Raw genomic sequence first — 17,629 nt, forward strand, 5'->3', positions numbered from 1 at the left:
CCGCCGTTCATGTTGACACGCCGGAAACGGCAATCTCAGGTGCCGTGAATAAGCCTCATGATGTTTCCTTTCGGTCAGGCGTTCGGTGTTCCGGGGAGAACCAGCTCAAGCGTGCTGGAATTCCACTGGGCACCGATGCCTTCGAATAATGTGCGTGCCGCTTCGCCGGATTCGTCGGCTTCCGCCGAAGCGGTGGTGATTCCGGCGTGATACAGGGCGCCGAATACGGACGCGAGCAATGCCCGGCCGGTACCACGCCGCCGTTGCCCGGCCCGGACCGCGACCAGCCCGATGCGCGGTTGCCGGAGCGGGACCACCCGCACCAGCCCGACATACTCCTCGCCGAGCGCGGCGACGCAGTACTTCAGCGGGTCGACCAACGGTGTCCCGTCCGCCCGCGCGAGAACCTCGGCGGGCATGGAATCCCACCCCGCAGTCGCTTCGACCTCGGCCCGAATCGCTTGATACGCCGCACGAAGCGCCGTTTCCCGCGCGGTTCCGGCGGGCAGGATCCGCACGCCATCCGGCGGGACGACCGAGTCAAGACCGGTGCTCCGTGGATCCGTGGCTATGCGGTATTCCCGCTTCCGTCGGTGGACGGAGAACCCGGCCTGCCGCCAGTTCGCATGTGATTCCGCATCGGCTTCGGGAAGGACGGTGTACAGCGGCCTGGGCAATTCCGCCTTCGCCACTTCGACGAGCTGTTCGAAAACCTCGTCATGCCAGGAATCGATGCCCAGAAACAGCCGCCCGTCCGGCCGAGGACAAACCTCCGCACGCCCGACGACGCGATCGCCGTCCACCGCATGCCATTGCCGATCCGCGACGCGGGTGAACACCACGGCGCCGCGGCCGGAATCGAGATACGCCGAATTCATTTACCGGTGCCTTTCGAGAGAGCCTGCTACGGCGCTCCCGGCGACACCTACTTCATCGCCCGTCCGTGGCGGCGAAGGGGAGCACCCATATCGATGCACGCATGGGACTCACCTCCTCGGTCCAGGCCACGGTCGCCGGAAGGCTAACCGGGCTGTGGTCCCCGGGTCCACCGGTTTCCGGCTCCGGGACCAGGCCTGCCCGAGCCCGGATGTTTCCGGACTCGGTGGCTGTGAGGCGGCCCGACCGCTCGAGGGGGAGGGAACGGCCGGGCCGTGAGGTAATCGTACAGCCCGCCGTCACCCGGCTTCCGCGCAGCGCCGACTTCGGCGCGTTGACCTCCGATTCGGTGATCTTGCCACCGAGGTACGCGCTACGCCGTCATGCTTGGTTTCGCCGGGGAAGAGAGTCAACCGGACGCTGGGTTCGGGCGTGGCAGGTGCATGACGACCAAGGCGCCAAGCGAGTCGAGCGACGACTTCTGGGAGACCCTGCCGTCCGCCGCTGTGACCTTCGCGCACCTGCAGCGAAACCGCCGTTGCCACCCGTTCGGCAGAGGGCCTTCGCGGTCGACATGGCGCTCCACCTGACGATCGCGATCGTCGTCACGACGAAGCTCGCCTTGCCGATCTGGGCCTCGCTGGTCGGGACGTACATTGTGGTGTCGTTCATCCACCGGGTCCTGCTCCAGTGGTGGTGGGGCGCCACGATCGGCCGGGCACTCTTCGGCCCGCGCAACGCGGTGCCGGTGACGGGCGCGAAGCCGACCTTCGGTGCGCAACTCAAAGTGTGGCTTGTCCTGGGTACTTCGCCGTCATCGGCGGGGCCGGAGCCTAGGCTCCGGCCCCGCCGATGGCCCGCTGGCCGTGTCGACGCGGTGGGGCCGGAGAGACTCGAACTCTCACTGGCACGGACCTAAACCGTGTGCCTCTGCCAATTGGGCTACGGCCCCCGCGAACCTGTGGTGGATCGTAGCGCGCGCCACGTTCGTGGGTGCTCGGCGTGGCCGGTGGCCGGGACGGGGGTGCCGTCCTCTACCGTGGGCGTTTGTCAGTCCGATCCGGCGAGGAGGGCACGTGGCTCGCGATCCCGAGACCATCGAGCGTGAGATCGAGCAGGCCAGGACCGCTCTGGTCGCGACGCTCGATCAGCTGGGCACCAAGGCCAACCCGCAGAAGCTCGCCGACGCGGCGAAGGACGGTGTGCGCGCCAAGCTGGACGACCCGAAGATCAAGTATCCGCTGATCGGGTTCGGCGCGCTGGTCGTCGCACTGCTGGTTCGCAAGCTCTTCCGCTGACCCGCCCCCAGTCGGATCTCGCCACCGGCTCGGTGGCTCCCCGGCCGCTGGGGCTGATCAGCGCGGACAGGTGTTCGCGCGGCGGTAGGGTTCGCCCAAGTGGGTGAAGACTGCGCCCTCGGCGGGGCTGTGTGGGTGGTTCCGTCGAATGTACGAACGTTCCGGGCCTGTTGTCACGCTGGGTTGCGGCAATGGTGCTGTTCACGCGGCCGGGTATCACACATCCGGCCGTCACTCACTTGAGTGACGGCCGGGGTGAACGGGGTCAGGCGCGGGCGACCTGGGAGGCGGTCGGAGCTCCGGTCGCCCTGCCGGGAACCGGAACCTCGCCGGGAGCCCGGTCCTGGACTTCCTTCGCCAGTTGCTTGCTCGGGGGCAGCGCCGGCTTGCCGGCGGTGGCCTCGGGGGACGGCTCGGCGCTCGCCGGAGCCGGGACCTCCGGAGCGGCGGAATCCTCGTCGGTGGCGGACGTGCCCGAGGCACCGGATCCCACGGGGTCCGTGGCAGGCGCCGGGTCCTTCTTCCCACCCGACGGCGGTACCTCCAGCGGCGCCTGCTCCGGCAGAGTCAGCCGGGCGGTCATGTACGCGCTGGTGAACTCGAGCGCGTTGCCGTTCAGCAGGTGCACGACGGTGGGGTGCTCGTTTGAAGCGAGCTTCTCGACCAGCTGGTCGACACGGTCCCGGGCGGCGATGATGCCCGGTGCCTTCGCGGTCAGCTCCTTGCCACGGCCGCTGACGGTGATCGTCCAGTCGTCGTTGTCGTGCTCGTACGTCGCCGTGATCGTTTCCACCACTGCCTCACCCCTCTCGTCATCAGCATGCGTCACCGGGTGGGACCCAGCCACTGCACACTCATGACGCGATTCCGGCCCCCTGCCGCAATCGCGACACTCCGTGGGTCTTTCTACCCCCTCATCGATACCTCAACGAAACTCTGTGTCACAAGTAACGGCCGGGGTTTGCGGTGAGTAACGACCGAATGGCCTAATGCACGCGCATCTTCATGCGCATGTCAGCTCGCTCGCTGTGACAATCCGGTCCAGAGCACCTCCATGGCGTACCCGGTGGCCGTCTCGGGAGTCACCTCCGGGAACCGCTCGCACCAGATCGCGAGCCGCTCGCACGCGCCCACCACGATCTCGGCCGATGCCTCGGCCTGCACGATGTCGCCGGCGTCGAGGTGGTCGTTGAGCAGCGCCGTGATCAGATTCGTCTGCTGGCGGCGGGTTTCCTCGATCTCTGCTGTTGCCGAGGTCCCGATCAGTGCCATCTCCTGCCGCAGCAAGGACCACGCCTCTCGCCGTTCGCGGATGAAGACGAAGAACGCCAGCAGCCCCTTCCGCAGGGCGTCTTCGGCGGAGGTGGCGCCGAGCGTCGCCTCCGCGGTGATCTCGCGCAGGGCTGCCCGCGACTGCCGGATGCAGGCGAGCAGCAGGCCCTCTTTCGAGTGAAAGTACTCGTACAGCATCGGTTTGGACACGCCCACCTGTTCGGCGATCTCGTCCATCGACGCGGTCGCGTAGCCGCGTTCGGTGAAGACCTGCTCGGCGACCGCGATCATCTGCTGCTCGCGTTCGGCCCGGGGCATGCGCTTGCGCTTGGCGGTGGTCACGGCGCACACTCTACCGACAGTAATATTACTCACGGTAAGAATGCGCTCGCGGCCCGGTGGCCAAGCACGGAGGGGACGTTCGCGACAGGGGAGGAGCCGCGAAAAGTCCCCTCCGTGGTCCGGAGGTCGCCCCTGGCTCAGGCCGGGGCGAGGTTGCGCAGGTGCCCGACCAGTTCGGCGGTCGGCACCCCGCAGAGTTCGGCCATGCGTTCCAGCGCGGCGAAATCGAACGAGACTTCGTGCGCGGCGGTCCTGGACGGCGCCGGTGCGGCGGAATCGTTCCCCGCCCTGCCCTGCTGCAGCCGCCCCTCGGCCCAGCGGCGCAGCGGGGCCAGCTCCGGGCCTGCCTCGGCGATCACCCGGCGGAGGTCCACCCGAATCCGGCCGGGCTCGTCCACGAACACTCGCTGGTGCACCTTGGCGAGCAGGTCCTGGGGCAGCTCGTCCATGGCCACGCACAACTCGACCAGCCGCACCACCGAGCATTGCCGGGTGCCCAGCTCGTAGGTCGCCAGTGTCTGCAGGGAGATCTCGCTCTGCAGGTGCTCGTTCAGCTCCTTGCGAGTCCAGCCCCGGTCGCGCCGGAGCCTGCGCAGCTCATCCCCGAGTACTCGTTGGTAGTGCTCCGCGTCGATCACTGCCTGTCCCCTGCCCCTCACGAAATCCCGCGTCTTGCGGTGGTGAAAGTGCCGAGGTCGCGAGTCCTTACGCGGGTTCCGCGGAAAAGTTTTCGTGATTTGCCGGAGTGCCCCCCGAATGGAGTAGTCGAGCGTCAGTTGACGCAGGGCACGCCCTCGGCGGTGATCGGCTGATCGTCGGATCCGGCCGGTGCCGGTGCGGACGAGGTGGGTGCGGCGGCCGGGGCCCGCGGGGCACCCGAACCGGCCGAGGCGCCGGCGGCGGGCTGGACGTCCGAGCCGAGGAACACCGTCACGTGCCCCTTCTGCACGCTCTTGTCCTCCTGCACGGTGGCCTGCATGCCGAGTGCGTCGGCGACCGCCTTGCCGGCTTCCTCGCCGCCGCTGGGCACCCAGATCACGGAAGTCTTGCGCGAACTGGAGTTGGCCGTGTCGCCGGCGGTGAAGCCCTTGCTCGTCAGCTGCTTCGACACGCTCGCGGCCAGCCCGTCCCGGCCTGATGCGTTGCGCACGTCGACTGTGACGTTCTGGTGCGTGGCGGTGGCCCGCGGAGACGATGGTGCCCCGCTGCTCGCCTGCGGCCCGGCGAGACCCTGCACGAATGCCTTCACCTTCTCCGGGTCGACCTGGATCGCGACTCCGTCGTCCGGCGTCCGGTACTCGACGTTCTCGGTCGGGATGGTGCGGAACTCCAGCTGCCCGCCGGTCAGCCCCTTCATCTGCTGGGCGAAGCCGAAGACGTCCCAGTTCTGGTTCAGCACCACGGACTTCTTGATCGCATCGATCAGCGCGCCGAGCCTGCTCGGGTCGGTCAGGGTGCCCGCGGAGAGGATCTTGCGAGCCATCCCGGCCATGAAAACCTGCTGGCGCACCACCCGGTCGAGATCGCCGCGTGGCAGACCGTGCCGCTGCCGGACGAACTCCAGCGCTTCCACCCCGGCGATGGTGTGCTCGCCCTTGGAGAACTTCGCGCCGGAGTACTGGTCGTTCACGTTGTCCTTCAGGCACACGTCCACCCCGCCGATGGCCTGGGTGATGTCGCTGAACCCGAGCAGGTTGATCGCCGCGTAGTTGTCGATGGTGGACCCGGTCAGCTCCTGCACGGTGGCGATCAGCTGCTTCGCCCCGGCCTGGTTGGCCTGGACGTCGAGCTGCTTCGGATCCGTCACGCCCTGGGCCTGCAGGTCCTTGCGGGCCTGCAGCATCGCTCGCGCGTACGCCGAGTTGATCTTGTGCTTGCCGTAACCGCCGGGGATGTCCACGTACGAATCGCGTGGCAGCGAGATCGCCACGGCCTTGCTGCCGTCGTTCGGGATGTGCACGAAGATCAGTGTGTCGGTGTTCAGCTCGCCATCGGATTCCCCGGCCCGCAGCTGGGCGAGCTGCTCCTGGGAGAGCGGATTGCCCTGGGCGTCGGTCCGGCTGTCCAGGCCGACCAGCAGGATGTCGCGCGCGCCGTCCGCGGGCTTCTCGCCGCCGCCGTTGTTGTCGATCACGTTCGCGTAGTTCAGGCCGTTGACCAGGCCCTGCAGGGAAGCCCACGCGTAGCCGGTCAGGCCCATCACCAGCAGGGACACCACGGCGACGGCGATCTTCGCGCTGCGCAGCGGGTTCCGCCGGGGAGGGGCCGCGCGCGGGGGCGGTGGTGCCGGGCGGCGCGGCGGACCGGCTGGTGCCTCCCGGCGGCCGCGTGGCTGTTCGTACGGCTGCGGGAGGCGCCGGCCGGTTTCCCATCCGGGCGGGTCCTGCCGGGAGCGGGCGGGGCGGCGGCCGCCTTGCCCGTTCCGAGGCGGGTGGTCCACGCGGTCGGCTCCTTCTCGTCGGTTCGCCTCTCCGTTCCGGAGACGCATCGTGCCGGGGTGGGGTTGCGACGGCCGCACACCGCCCCCGGTCGTGTGGTGCCTACCACTATCGTCGGGTATCGGCGGCCGTTTCGCCCGGCCGGTGGTGCGCGTGTCGCGGGCCTCAGCCGGCCGCGCTCGCCGCCCGCCGCGTCGGCAGGACGCACGAACCGGCTGCGACCAGGGCGAACGCCGCGGTCGTGACGTGCAGCACCACGGTCGCCGCACCCGGCGCGACCCCGCTGCTCGCCGCCATCAGCGCGGGCACGCAGGCCAGCGCGCAGACCAGCCAGGTGCCGGCTCTCGCCGTGGCACCGGTCCGCACGGTGTGCAGCAGGAGCACGCCGAGCAACAGGTGTACGAGGCTCTGCACCGGGTCGAAGCGGACGCCGAGCACGTCCGCGTCGGCCGACGCGCCTCCGAAGCGGGCGAGCGCGAAACCGAACACCCCGAGCGTCGCGTAGCCGATGCCGAGCGCTGCGGCGGCTCTGGTGAGCAGGACCGGAACCCGGCCGGTCGGCGGATCCGGGCGGATCGGGGCGGGCACCGGACCGTGCTGAGAGGCACGCGGGCGCCGTTCGAACCACCAGAACACCAGTCCGGCGGGGACCAGCAGCAGCGCGAGCGCGATCGCGGTGTGCGGGCGGACCAGCCAGGTCAGGCCGTCGGCGATCCGGCCGGGCAGGTAGACCAGCGAGATCAGCAGCAGCATCCCCGCCAGGAACGCCAGGTACAGGCTCATCGGCGCACGCAGCAGCAGCCTCGTCGCGCGGCTGACCCGGCTCAGGGCGGCCCAACGCCGCAACGGCGCGGCGAACAACCCGGCCAGCCCGAACTGGCTGACGCCGAGCAGCAGCACTTCCCACGGCGCCGCGGACAGCGCGGAGGGGGCGCCCTGGCTGCCGAGCAGGACGGGCGAGGCGCCGAACGCGGTCGTCGCCACGATAAGCCCGGCCACTCCGGCGATTGCGGCCACGCCGAGCCACTGCCGCGGCAGACGTACTCCGTCGGCGTGCGCGAAGGCCACCTGCTGGGCTGCCAGCGCGAGCGCGAGCGTCGCGCCGTAGCGCGGCCAGGACGAGCCACTGACCGCCGCGGCGACTTCACCGGCCACGACTGCCGCGGCCAGCCCGGCGACCGACCACAGCCGTACGCGGCGATAGAGCGCCAGCAGCACCGGCGCGCAGACGATGGTCAGCAGGTAGACCCCCAGCAGCCACAGCGGGTGCAGCGCGATCTCCATGACCTTCGTGCTGGTGCCCCCGGGGATGCCCAGCAGCTCCAGGGCCAGCGGCACCAGGAAGGCGACCACAGCGAAGATCAGCCCCGGCCGTAGCAGCGGGCTGGCCAGCTCGGCCAGATAATGCCGGTAACCACGGTCGCGTTCGGCTCGCCAGCCCGCCGCGTTCGCGCGGCCGCAGGCGAAAAACAGCACCGGGGCCAGCTGCGCCAGCCAGGTGATCGGCGACCACGCACTATCCGGCGCACCGGCCCAGTCGGCCAGCGCGGCGACCGATTCTCCGACCACCAGCAGGACCACTCCGGCCGCCCCGGCCACCGCCCACGGACGCGGGGCACCGTGTGGGCAGGCCCGGATCGAGCTGCGGCGGGCGGTGAGCCAGCCGCGCATCCTGGCCACCAGCAGGCAGCCGATCACCAGCACCCCGGCGACCAGCGAGCCGATCGGGTCGCCGACCGGCGGACCCCAGCGCTGGTGCCACGAGTTGACCACCAGCCCAGCCGAGTACAGCGTGGCGACCAGCTGGCAGGTTTTCGGGGAATCCATCGGGTTCAGCGCGCAGGTGTGGTGCATGTCCTGCGACAGCCGCGAGTCCAGCGAGGCCCGCACCTCCGGGTCTAGGGGGTGGCCCTTCTTGTCCGCGTAGCGGAGGAGGTCATATCCCAGATCATGGGCCTTGCACGGGACGGAGTAATCCCACTTCGTGTTGTCGTCGCCCCACGGGGTGGAGCAGCCGCCGTCAACGTGCACGGCGCGCACTGTGCCGTCTCGGGCCGGCAGCACGCCCGGCCGTACGCCGGTCACCGCGGTGAAGTCCGAGGGCAGCTGGGCGAGCGCGGTCGGCGCCGGACCGGGGTGGGTGAGCGCCGCGATGGCGTTCTGCGCGGCGAGCACGTCCCCGGTCGGCGAGCCTTGGTTCGGCGGTGCCGCAGGCCGGGAGGCGATCACGCCGAACCCGAACACCACCAGGAGTACGAGCAGCAGCCAGGCAGACGTCGACCACGGACGTCGGACGCGAGCGGTGGCACGGTCGGCTGGCATGTGTTACAGGGTGCCAGCCGGTGCCGGATACCGGGAGCGGGCGTCCCGGGAGTGCTCCCCGGGGTGTCGGCAAAGTCGGTGTGTGGGGCCCTGCGCCGACCGTGGAGGTCCGTGGAGGTCCGTGAAGGGGCCCTTCACGGACTCTGAGTCTGTGAAGGGGCCCTTCACGGACTTGGGACAGGGCTGGCGCACAGCGCGAGGTGGTCGCGTGTCTCGAACGCCTCCGCTTCGCCCGCTGCCGGGCGTGATCGACGAAGACGGCAGGCGCCGTCGATGATGACGCGGCAGCCACGGCTCTCTGCTGATCACGGGTCCCGACCGACTTTGCCAGCCCCCCGGGAGTGCTCCCCGGCATCAAGGCCGCGCCGGCGGAATTGTTACGCGGCCGGTTCCCCACGGGTCGATACCGAACAACTTGCTCGAATTGCCGCCGGTGATCCGGTGCCGCGCGAGTTCGTTTTGATTTATTTCGTTCTCGCCGGCTGAGAATAATCCACTGGGCACCCGGGGCGCGCTGCCGGATCGGCGAAGACTGATCCAGTTGTCCGGCCGAACGGGTTTGCGCCGGGGGGCGCGGGGTATGCCGCAGCGGCGCGGGTAATCCGTGCCGTGTGCGTCATTCGGCTTCCGGGGGCGCGCTGTCGGCGAACCGCACCTGGTTCCGGCCGCCTTCCTTGGCCGAATAGACCGCGGTGTCGGCGGCCTGCAGGAGCTCTTCCAGGGTCGTTCCGTCCGGGCCGAGCAGGGCCACCCCGATCGAGGCGGTGCGGCCGCTGATGACCGCCGAGCCACCCCGCTTGTCCGTGGTCACGATGCGCTGTTCGGCGATCGCGGTGCGGATGCGCTCGGCGGTCACCTTCGCCGCGGTGGCGTCCACTTCCGGCAGCAGCACCAGGAATTCCTCACCACCGAACCGGCCGGTGATGTCCTTGGGGCGGGTGCTCTCGTCGAGCGTCTGCGCGACCGTGCGGAGCACGTCGTCGCCCGCCGGATGGCCGAACGTGTCGTTGATCCATTTGAAGTGGTCCAGATCGATCATCAGCAGCGCGAGATTGTCCCCGCCGCGGGTGGTCCTGACCAATGCCCGCTCCGCGTATTCGGACCAGCCGCGCACGTTGAAGATGCCGGTCTTCGGGTCGGTGCGGGCCTCGGACTGCAGTTGGTTGATTTCCGCCAGCCGGTTGCCCAGCACCGTGATGAGCACCAGGATCACGATCGCGGGCGGGAAGTTGAGCAGCAGGACGGTGGCGATCGTGCCCAGCCCGATGGTGGACAGTTCGAGCAGGTTGTCGTCCTTGGTGCCCAGCACGTTGCGCAGGGTGGGGGTGGAGGTGCCGCCGAGCGCGAGCAGCCCGCCGATCACGATCGCCTGCAGTGCCGCGTAACAGAACCCGACGAGCATCAGGATGCCGAACACCCGCAGCGAGTTCTCCGGGGACAGCCGGGCCAGCTCCGCCGAGGCGAAGGCCTGATACAGCTCGTGGGCCACCAGCGCGGAAACCGCGTGGGTGAACGAGGTGAACAGGAACTTGTGCGGTGGTCGCCGGGAATTGAACCAGCGCTGCCCGCGCACGATCAGGATCAGCAGCAGGGTCAGGTGGATCGGCAGCAGCAGCGCCCCGGGGAAGACCCAGATGCCGGACAGGTCGATGTGCACCGCGGCGATCCGGTTGCGGCGGCGCTCCTCCTGCCGCCGGGTCAGTTGGATGTGGACGGTCGCGCAGACCGCGAGCACCGCGAACCGTGCCCAGTCCAGCCCGGTCGGCCCGGTCGAGGCGATCGCGCCCGTGGCCAGCACGGCGATCGCGATCGCGTCCCAGCAGAGCAGAAACGCGATCATCCGCCGGGGCTTGGTCCACAGATCCCACGACCGCACCGGATTGCCGGAGATCAGCTCGCGCAGCCGGGCGCCGGGGCGTGCGGCCGGCTGGTGCCCGGGCTCCGGCGGTTCACCGGCGGCGGGTCCGGTTCCCGGCATCGGGCGGTGCCTCCTGCGGTGTCTGGGGCGGCGGACGGGTGGTTCCCACTGCCGCATCGGGTTCGGTTACCGGTATCATCTCACTTACCGATCGCCCGGCGGTGGCACGCCGTCCGGGGGACGATCCGGAAGTGCCCCTGTGCCGGGGGCGCATTTCGACTCGACCACCACCCGAAGACGATTGCCGGACCAGTGTCCGCGTCGTCCGTCGGAAGCGAGGTGAATTCCCATGCGCGACCGCGAGGCGTGAAGTGAGGCGTGAATATGCGCGTGCATTTTCCGGTGAATGGAGCACGGCGGGAGGTGAAGAACAGTGCGTGACCGCGAAGCGTGAGTTCGGTGATCGGCAGACGGTGATTCGTGACAATGCGGGTGGAGGTGTGTTCCGTGCGTGACCGCGAGGCGTGAAAACGTGAAAGAAACTAAGCCCCGGAATTCCGGCCGGTACGCGAACCGGCCTGCGGGGCGCGCGGCCCAGGGGCCTCACTGCCGGGTCCCGGCCGCGACGGAGTGCCGGACCCGGGTCCAGGAGAGCGCGGTGGGGATCGCCAGCACGACCCCGGCCAGTCCGGCCAGTGCGACGGCGGTGACCGCGGAGCCGGTCGCCTGGGCGACCACCCCGCCGAGTGCGACGCCGATCCCCTGCGTGACGCGCAGCCCGGTGCGGTACAGCCCGCCGGCGCCCCCGCGCAGTTCGTTCGGCACCCAGGTGGAGAACGTGGCCGTGACCGTGATGATGTAGGCGCCCAGCGCACCGGCCAGCGCGAGCAGCACGAGCGCGAGCACCAGGTTCGGCTGCAGCAGGAACAGCGCCAGCAGGGCAGAGGAACCCGTCGCCAGTACGCCGGCCAGGCGCCGGCGCTGCGGGGCGGAGACGAATTTCGACAGCAGGTACGCGCCGGCGACGAAGCCGAGCGGATCGGCGGCGAGCAGCCAGCCGACCGCGGCGGACGGAGCGTGCAGCTGCTGCGCCAGCGGTGCGGCCAGCCCCTCCGGCACCACGGTCAGCCCGACCAGCCAGGACAGGGCGATCAGCACCCGAAGGCTGCGCTGCCCGAACACCCAGCGGGTGGCCGAGAACCAGGTGCTGTGCTCGCCCCCGGCGGCAGGCCGGTTGTGCACCCAGACCCGGACCAGCACCGCGGCCACCGCGAAACTCACCGCGTCGATGGCCAGCGCCCAGGATGCGCCGACCGCGGTGACCAGGAGCCCACCTCCGGCCAACCCCAGCAGCTGCACCGTGTTCGTGGTGATCCCGCGCAGGTCCTGACTGCGTAGATACAGCTCGTCGTCGTCGAAGACCTCACGGGTGATCGCGTTCTGTGCCGCGTTCGCCGGTGATGCGGCCAGCTGCACCACCACCAGCAGCAGGCACAGTACGGCCAGCGGCATCCCGGGCACGCTCATCAGCCCCACCAGCACGGCCTGCGCGGCAGCACTCAGGCTGAGCACCGCGCGCCGCGGGTAGCGGTCGGCGAGGAAGGACAGGCCGAGCCCGCCCGCCAGCGCGGGCAGGAAGGTCAGCGCGTACACCACCGCAGCCCACAGCGCCGAGCCGGTGCGGTGATAGACCAGGATGGAGAGCGCGACCTTGGCCAGCTGGTCGCCCGCGCTCGAGATGGCTTCGGCCGCCCACAGAACGCGGTATTCGACGTTCCGCAGCGGCGCGCTCAGCCGTGCTGTCGCGTCGGTCCTCACGAGGTGCTCACTTCCCCCTTCCCGGCCGGGTCGGCCCGCCCGCATTCTGCCTGCGGCGGTGACGGCTCCGGCCGGGACGTCACATTTCCACGCCGGTCCGCTCCCCGGCGCGACCGCCAGTATGCCGCTGATCACCCGTCGGTGTCCGGCGATCGGTCCGGCCCGGTCCGGCCGATCGGCCGCCGGATACGCGGGGCAGATCGGTCCTCACTCGTTCGGCGCAGCCCTGCCTCCGTTCGTCGCGGTCGGCATGCCTGCTGGGCCGAATGGCCTAACACTGGTAAGTGATCCGGCGGAGCGGGCCTTCGCCTCCGCCGTTTCCGGGCGACGGGGAGTGAATCATGGACGGGCTGATGCAGGACAAGGCTGTGGTGGTGACCGGAGCGGGTCGCGGGCTCGGGGAGGCGTTCGCCGTGCACGTCGCGCGGGCCGGGGGCGCGGTGGTGTGCAACGACGTCGACGCCGACCTCGCCGAGCAGACCGCGGCGACCATCCGGCGGCACGGCGGTCGCGCGGTCGCCAGCGGGGACAGCGTGGCCGATCCGGCGCAGGCGCAGGCGATCGTGGACCGCTGCGTGCGCGAGTTCGGGCGGATCGACGGGCTGGTGAACAACGCCGGGCTCAACTACGAGGCGTTGCCCTGGGAGGACGACGCCGAGCAGGCCCGGCAGCTGATCGAGGTGAACGTGCTCGGCGTGCTCTACACCGGGCTGGCCGCGATCCGCGCGATGGTCGGCGCGGGCACCGGCGGGTCGATCGTGAACATCTCCTCCGGCGCCTCGCTCGGCCAGCGCAAGCTGGGTGCCTACTCGGCGAGCAAGGGCGCGGTCGCGTCGCTGACCTACTCCTGGGCGCTGGACCTGGAGGAGTCCGGCGTGCGGGTGAACGCGGTCTGCCCGCTGGCGCACACCCGGATGGTGTGGAAGTCGGAACGGGCCCTACGTGCCTGCCCGCCGGACCGCACGCCGGCGCGTATCGCCCCGGTCGTGCTGTTCCTGCTCGGCGCCGGCTCGCACGGCATCACCGGGCAGCTGATCCGCTGCAACGGCCCGCAGCTGCACGTGATGGGGCAGCCGTATCTGAAGCAGCCGATCCTCGAACGTCCGACGTGGGACACCGAGACCGTGCAGAAGGCGTTCGATGAGGTGTTCTCCGCGCATCTGGAGAACTACGGGCTGGAGAAGCGGGTGCCGCCGCGGCTGCGCAAGTTGACGGACACCTCCAGCCGGATCGCCTGAGCGAGAAGGCCTGAGCCGGGAGGGTCTGTGAAGGGGCCCTTCACAGACTCAGAGTCCGTGAAGGGCCCCTTCACAGACTTGCCTCAGGGGTAGAGCGCGGTGATGGCCTCGGCGTAGCGGTCGTTGACCACGCGGCGTTTGAGCTTCAGCGTCGGGGTCAGCTCGCCGGATTCGGGTGTCCATGGGTGGGTGATCAGGTGGTAGCGCTTGATCTGCTCGCTGCGGGCCAGCCGGTCGTTCGCCGCGGCGACTGCCTGGTCGATTTCGGCGCGGACCCGCTCGTGCGCGGCCAGCGCGCCGAGGCTGTCCGCCTCGATGCCGGTGGCCGCGGCCCAGGCGGGGGCGATCTCGTCGTCGAGCACGATCAGCGCGGTCACGTACGGGCGGCCGTCGCCGATCGCGACCGCCTGGCCGATCAGCGGGTGTTCCTTCAGCAGCCCCTCGATCCGCGTCGGCGCGATGTTCTTGCCGCTGGAGGTGATGATCAGTTCCTTCTTGCGGTCGGTGATCGAGACGAAGCCGTCTTCGTCGATGGTGCCTATGTCGCCGGTGGCGAACCAGCCGTCGGCGTCCTTCGCATCGGCGATCGTGCCGTCCTCCTGCAGGTAGCCGAGGAACACGATGGGGCCGCGGACGAGCAGTTCGCCGTCCTCGGCGACCTTCACCTCGACGCCTTCCAGCGGTTTCCCGACGCTGCCCGCGCGGAATGCGCCGGCGCTGTTCGCCGTCGCCGCACCGGTGGTCTCGGACAATCCCCAGACTTCCCTGATCTCCACGCCGAGCCCGGCGAGGAAGTAGAGCACTTCGAGCGGGAGCGCGGCGGCGCCGCTCGCGGCCACGTGGACCTGGTCCAGACCAAGGAGCGCCCGCACCGGGGCGAGCACTTTCTCGTCGGCTTCCGCGATGCGAGCGGCCAGTTCGGCGGGTACCTCTTCGCCCGCGCTGCGCAGTTTGTAGCCTTGCTGCAACAGTTCGTTGGCCGAGAGTAGCGCTTCACGTCGTTCCTCCGGCACGCCGGCGAGCATGTTCTTCAAGCCTGCGGCCATTTTCTCCCACACGCGCGGGACGCCGAAGAAGCTCTGCGGGTGCACCTTGCCCAGCGCACCGATCACACCGGCCGGGTCGGCGACGGTGTGCACGTGCCCGGCCCAGAGGATCGGCAGGTAGATCGACAGCTCGCGTTCGGCGATGTGCGCCAGTGGCAGATACGCGATGTTGCTGACGTGGAACGGTGCTTCGTGGACCGCCTCCACTGCGTAACCCTGGTGGATTGCATTGCGGTGCGACAGCACGACGCCTTTCGGGTCGCCGGTGGTGCCCGAGGTGTAGATCATCGCGAGCGGATCGTCCGGGTCGATTTGCAGCCAGGACTGCTCGAACGCGTCCGGGTCGGCGGCCAGTGCGGCGCGGCCCGCTTCGCGCAGGGCGGAGTAGGAGATGAACCGCTCGTCGTCCGGGATCGCGTCGTCGTCGAACATCACCACGTGCCGCAGTGCCGGCAGCTCGTCCAGCACCGGCAGCCAGCGGGCCAGCTCGTCCGCTCCGGCGAGGAAGACCACCGGGGCCGCGCTGTGCCGGGCGACGTAGCCGATCTGCACCGGGCTGAGCGTGGCGTAGGCGGTGCACGGGATCGCGCCGAGGTGCACCGCGGCGAGGTCGGCGATCAGGTGACCGGGGCTGCTCGGTGCCATGATCAGCATCCGGTCGCGGCGGGACAGGCCGAGCCCGGCCAGCCCGCGGGACACCTCGGCGATCGCGGTACGGAATTCGCGCCAGGTCAACGTCGGGTGTCCCGGCAGGTCGAGTGAGGTGATCGCCGGCAGGTCGCCGTATTCGACGGCATTGCGGCGCAATAGGCCCGGTATCGTCCGGCCTTCGGTCTGTTCGGCCATGGTCTGTGCGGTGGCTGCGGGATACGAGGTGGTCACCGGCGACCCTCCTCCAGAATGTGTGGTGCAGATCACTTTAAGGCCTTCCGGCTTGTCGGAACAGACCGCCGAGGCCGCGCAAAATAGCCGTCTCAACAGGGGAAACCGACAATCACCCACCGGTGGGACGGCCCGATACCGGGCTGCTTGACTGGACTCCAGCCGTCCCCGAGGAGCCTCTGATGACCGAGCTGTCCGCCCTCCGCGAATTGGCCGCCTCACTCGACGCCGCCGACCCGCTCGCGGCGAAACGCGCGGAGTTCGACCTCGATCCGGCGTTGGCCTACTTCGACGGCAACTCCCTTGGCGCGCCGCCGAAGCACGTCGCCGCGCGGGTTTCGGAGGTCGTGCGCGAGCAGTGGGGCGGGCGGTTGATCCGCTCCTGGACCGAGGGCTGGTGGGACGCCCCGGTGCGGGTCGGCGAGCGCATCGCGCCCCTGGTCGGTGCCGCGCCGGGCCAGGTCGTGGTGGCGGATTCGACGAGCGTGGACCTGTTCAAGACGCTGGTCGCCGCGGTGCGGGCGAATCCCGGCCGGGACGAGATCCTGCTTGACGCGGCGACTTTCCCCACGGACGGATACGTGGCCGCCGAGGTCGCCCGGCTCACCGGGCACACCTTGCGCCGGGTACCGGTCGCCGAGCTGGGGACCGCGGCGGGGGAGCGGACTGCGGTGGTGCTGGCGAACCACATCGACTACGTCAGTGGGCGGCTGCACGACATGGCGGGGACCACGGCGGCCGCGCACCGGGCGGGCGCGCTGGTGGCCTGGGACCTGTGCCACAGCGTGGGCGCGGTCCCGGTCCGGCTCGACGAGTGCGAAGCGGACTTCGCCGTGGGCTGCACGTACAAGTTCCTGAACGGCGGCCCTGGCGCGCCTGCGTTCGTCTATCTGGCCCGGCGGTGGCAGGCCGGGTTCGACCAGCCGCTCGCGGGCTGGGCCGGGCACGCCGACCCGTTCGCGATGGAAGCCGGGTACCGCGGGGCGGACGGCGCCGGGCGGGCGCGGGCGGGTACCCCGGACATCCTGTCGCTGCTGGCGCTGGACGCCGCGCTCGATGTGTGGGACGGCGTGGATTTGGCGGTACTGCGGGAAAAGGGCCTCGCCCTGGGGGATTTCTTCTTCCGCTGCCTGGATGTGCTGCTGCCCGGGTCGGAGGTGGCGACCCCGCGGGATCACGCGCGTGGGCACCAGGTCTCGGTCCGCGATCCGGGCGGGGAACGCACCATGGCCGCCCTGCACGAGCGCGGGGTACTCGGCGATTTCCGGCCGCCGGACGTACTGCGGTTCGGGCTGGCCCCGCTCTACACGACTTACGCGGAAGTGGTGCGGGCCGTCGAGACTTTGCGCGATGTCCGCGAGTCCGTGACCTGAGCGCGCCCGCTCGCCTCATCGGGTGAGGGAGGGCATCTGACCCGGCACCGGCCGGTAGGCTGGAAACCTGCTTTTACGCTGGTCGGTGCCGGATCCCCGGCCTGGATACCGGGTGGAAGGGGGCGGGATGGCCCAGGCGCACAGCCGGGAAGCGCTGCTCTCCCACCTCGGCACGCTGCTGGCCGGGATCGCGCTCGGCTTCCTGCTGACCCGGTTCTGGCCGGCCTTCGCGCAGTATCCGGTGGAGTCGGTGCTCATCGCCGTGCTGATCGCTTCGGTGCTGGTGCTCGCCTGGGCGTCCCGGGAGCTCCTGCACGACCTCGTTCCGTTCCGTCGCCCGGCGCCGCCGGTGGCGGCTCCGGTGCGGCGGGAATCCAACGGCGTCCGGCCGTCCGGGCTCAGCGACGGCGCAGCCGGTCGAGGGCGAAGGCGCCGGGGCCGGTGACCGCGAGGGCGAGGAAGATCCAGGAGTACAGCGCGGCAGGTTCACCCGCGTTCTGCATCGGCAGCAGGCCGAGCGGGGCGTGCACGGTGAAGTAGGCGTAGGCCATCACGCCGGACAGCACGATCGCGGCGGCCCGGGTGTAGAGCCCGGAGAGCACCAGCAGCGCGCCGAGGACCTCGATCGCGCCGGCCCACCAGCCGGGCCACACGCCGAACGGGACGGCCATCCCGTGCCCGTCGACGCCGCCGAACAGGCCGAAACCCTGTGCGCCGTGGAAAAGGAACAGCAGCGAGACCACGACCCGGAACAGGGCGAGCACCAGGGGGCGGGCCCGGTCGAGCACGGCCGGGGTGTGCGGGGCGGTGGTGGGGGCGGCGGTGGCGATGCTCATGACAGGGGTCCTTCCCGGGCTTTTTCGGCT

14 protein-coding genes and 1 tRNA gene are annotated in these 17,629 nt (G+C 70.2%); 4 read left to right on the forward strand and 11 right to left on the reverse strand.

The window, feature by feature from the left end; translation table 11 throughout:
• Nucleotides 1-74 precede the first annotated feature (74 nt).
• Both ATK36_RS24410 and ATK36_RS24415 read right to left on the reverse strand, forming a co-directional pair.
• Nucleotides 75-878 (reverse strand): GNAT family N-acetyltransferase, encoded by an 804-nt coding sequence (locus ATK36_RS24410; RefSeq protein WP_098513625.1) that lies wholly within the window; start codon nt 876-878, stop codon nt 75-77.
• A gap of 876 nt (nt 879-1,754) precedes the next feature.
• Nucleotides 1,755-1,828: transfer RNA gene (locus ATK36_RS24415), tRNA-Leu, on the reverse strand.
• A 124-nt stretch (nt 1,829-1,952) separates the two neighbouring features.
• On the opposite strand from ATK36_RS24415, the gene ATK36_RS24420 reads away from it, so the two are divergent.
• Nucleotides 1,953-2,174 (forward strand): DUF3618 domain-containing protein, encoded by a 222-nt coding sequence (locus ATK36_RS24420; RefSeq protein WP_098513626.1) that lies wholly within the window; start codon nt 1,953-1,955, stop codon nt 2,172-2,174.
• A gap of 265 nt (nt 2,175-2,439) precedes the next feature.
• On the opposite strand, the gene ATK36_RS24425 is transcribed toward ATK36_RS24420, so the two are convergent.
• From ATK36_RS24425 to ATK36_RS24455, 7 genes are all read right to left on the reverse strand, one after another.
• Entirely contained in the window at nt 2,440-2,970 is a 531-nt protein-coding gene (locus ATK36_RS24425) for a hypothetical protein (protein ID WP_098513627.1), read from the reverse strand.
• 218 nt (nt 2,971-3,188) lie between these two features.
• Nucleotides 3,189-3,788: a TetR/AcrR family transcriptional regulator gene (locus tag ATK36_RS24430; protein ID WP_098513628.1), complete on the reverse strand. Its 600-nt coding sequence runs from the start codon at nt 3,786-3,788 to the stop codon at nt 3,189-3,191.
• Between the two features lie 137 nt (nt 3,789-3,925).
• A complete protein-coding gene (locus ATK36_RS24435) occupies nt 3,926-4,426 on the reverse strand; it encodes a helix-turn-helix domain-containing protein (RefSeq protein WP_098513629.1) in 501 nt (166 codons plus the stop codon).
• 134 nt (nt 4,427-4,560) lie between these two features.
• Nucleotides 4,561-6,228, reverse strand: coding sequence for an LCP family protein (locus ATK36_RS24440; protein ID WP_098513630.1), 1,668 nt, complete (start codon nt 6,226-6,228; stop codon nt 4,561-4,563).
• 163 nt (nt 6,229-6,391) lie between these two features.
• Nucleotides 6,392-8,548: a phospholipase A2 gene (locus ATK36_RS24445; protein ID WP_098513631.1), complete on the reverse strand. Its 2,157-nt coding sequence runs from the start codon at nt 8,546-8,548 to the stop codon at nt 6,392-6,394.
• Nucleotides 8,549-9,164: 616 nt separating this feature from the next.
• Nucleotides 9,165-10,526: a GGDEF domain-containing protein gene (locus tag ATK36_RS24450; protein WP_098513632.1), complete on the reverse strand. Its 1,362-nt coding sequence runs from the start codon at nt 10,524-10,526 to the stop codon at nt 9,165-9,167.
• Between the two features lie 483 nt (nt 10,527-11,009).
• Nucleotides 11,010-12,200, reverse strand: coding sequence for an MFS transporter (locus ATK36_RS24455; RefSeq protein WP_098515149.1), 1,191 nt, complete (start codon nt 12,198-12,200; stop codon nt 11,010-11,012).
• A 365-nt stretch (nt 12,201-12,565) separates the two neighbouring features.
• Here ATK36_RS24455 and ATK36_RS24460 point away from each other — a divergent pair, with 365 nt between their 5' ends.
• Nucleotides 12,566-13,462 (forward strand): SDR family NAD(P)-dependent oxidoreductase, encoded by an 897-nt coding sequence (locus ATK36_RS24460; protein ID WP_098513633.1) that lies wholly within the window; start codon nt 12,566-12,568, stop codon nt 13,460-13,462.
• 83 nt (nt 13,463-13,545) lie between these two features.
• Here ATK36_RS24460 and ATK36_RS24465 read toward each other — a convergent pair whose 3' ends face one another.
• Complete coding sequence (locus ATK36_RS24465; protein ID WP_098515150.1) at nt 13,546-15,354, reverse strand: AMP-dependent synthetase/ligase; 1,809 nt, start codon at nt 15,352-15,354, stop codon at nt 13,546-13,548.
• Nucleotides 15,355-15,572: 218 nt separating this feature from the next.
• Here ATK36_RS24465 and kynU point away from each other — a divergent pair, with 218 nt between their 5' ends.
• Nucleotides 15,573-16,763, forward strand: a complete 1,191-nt coding sequence (gene kynU / locus ATK36_RS24470) for a kynureninase (protein ID WP_098513634.1) — start codon at nt 15,573-15,575, stop codon at nt 16,761-16,763.
• A 127-nt stretch (nt 16,764-16,890) separates the two neighbouring features.
• Nucleotides 16,891-17,208 (forward strand): hypothetical protein, encoded by a 318-nt coding sequence (locus ATK36_RS24475; RefSeq protein WP_098513635.1) that lies wholly within the window; start codon nt 16,891-16,893, stop codon nt 17,206-17,208.
• Here the strand turns inward: ATK36_RS24475 and ATK36_RS24480 are convergent.
• Complete coding sequence (locus ATK36_RS24480) at nt 17,162-17,599, reverse strand: DoxX family protein (RefSeq protein WP_098513636.1); 438 nt, start codon at nt 17,597-17,599, stop codon at nt 17,162-17,164. The genes ATK36_RS24475 and ATK36_RS24480 overlap by 47 nt on opposite strands.
• Between the last annotated feature and the right edge of the window lie 30 nt (nt 17,600-17,629).

It is taken from the genome of Amycolatopsis sulphurea (assembly GCF_002564045.1).
Lineage (GTDB): Bacteria > Actinomycetota > Actinomycetes > Mycobacteriales > Pseudonocardiaceae > Amycolatopsis > Amycolatopsis sulphurea.

Excerpts from the sequence above, each read along its gene's own strand:
- ATK36_RS24410 (WP_098513625.1), bottom strand. The coding sequence starts at position 878 with ATGAATTCGGCGTATCTCGATTCCGGCCGCGGCGCCGTGGTGTTCACC.
- ATK36_RS24475 (WP_098513635.1), top strand. The coding sequence starts at position 16,891 with ATGGCCCAGGCGCACAGCCGGGAAGCGCTGCTCTCCCACCTCGGCACG.
- ATK36_RS24465 (WP_098515150.1), bottom strand. The coding sequence starts at position 15,354 with ATGGCCGAACAGACCGAAGGCCGGACGATACCGGGCCTATTGCGCCGC.
- ATK36_RS24480 (WP_098513636.1), bottom strand. The coding sequence starts at position 17,599 with ATGAGCATCGCCACCGCCGCCCCCACCACCGCCCCGCACACCCCGGCC.
- ATK36_RS24445 (WP_098513631.1), bottom strand. The coding sequence starts at position 8,548 with ATGCCAGCCGACCGTGCCACCGCTCGCGTCCGACGTCCGTGGTCGACG.
- ATK36_RS24460 (WP_098513633.1), top strand. The coding sequence starts at position 12,566 with ATGGACGGGCTGATGCAGGACAAGGCTGTGGTGGTGACCGGAGCGGGT.
- kynU (WP_098513634.1), top strand. The coding sequence starts at position 15,573 with ATGACCGAGCTGTCCGCCCTCCGCGAATTGGCCGCCTCACTCGACGCC.
- ATK36_RS24450 (WP_098513632.1), bottom strand. The coding sequence starts at position 10,526 with ATGCCGGGAACCGGACCCGCCGCCGGTGAACCGCCGGAGCCCGGGCAC.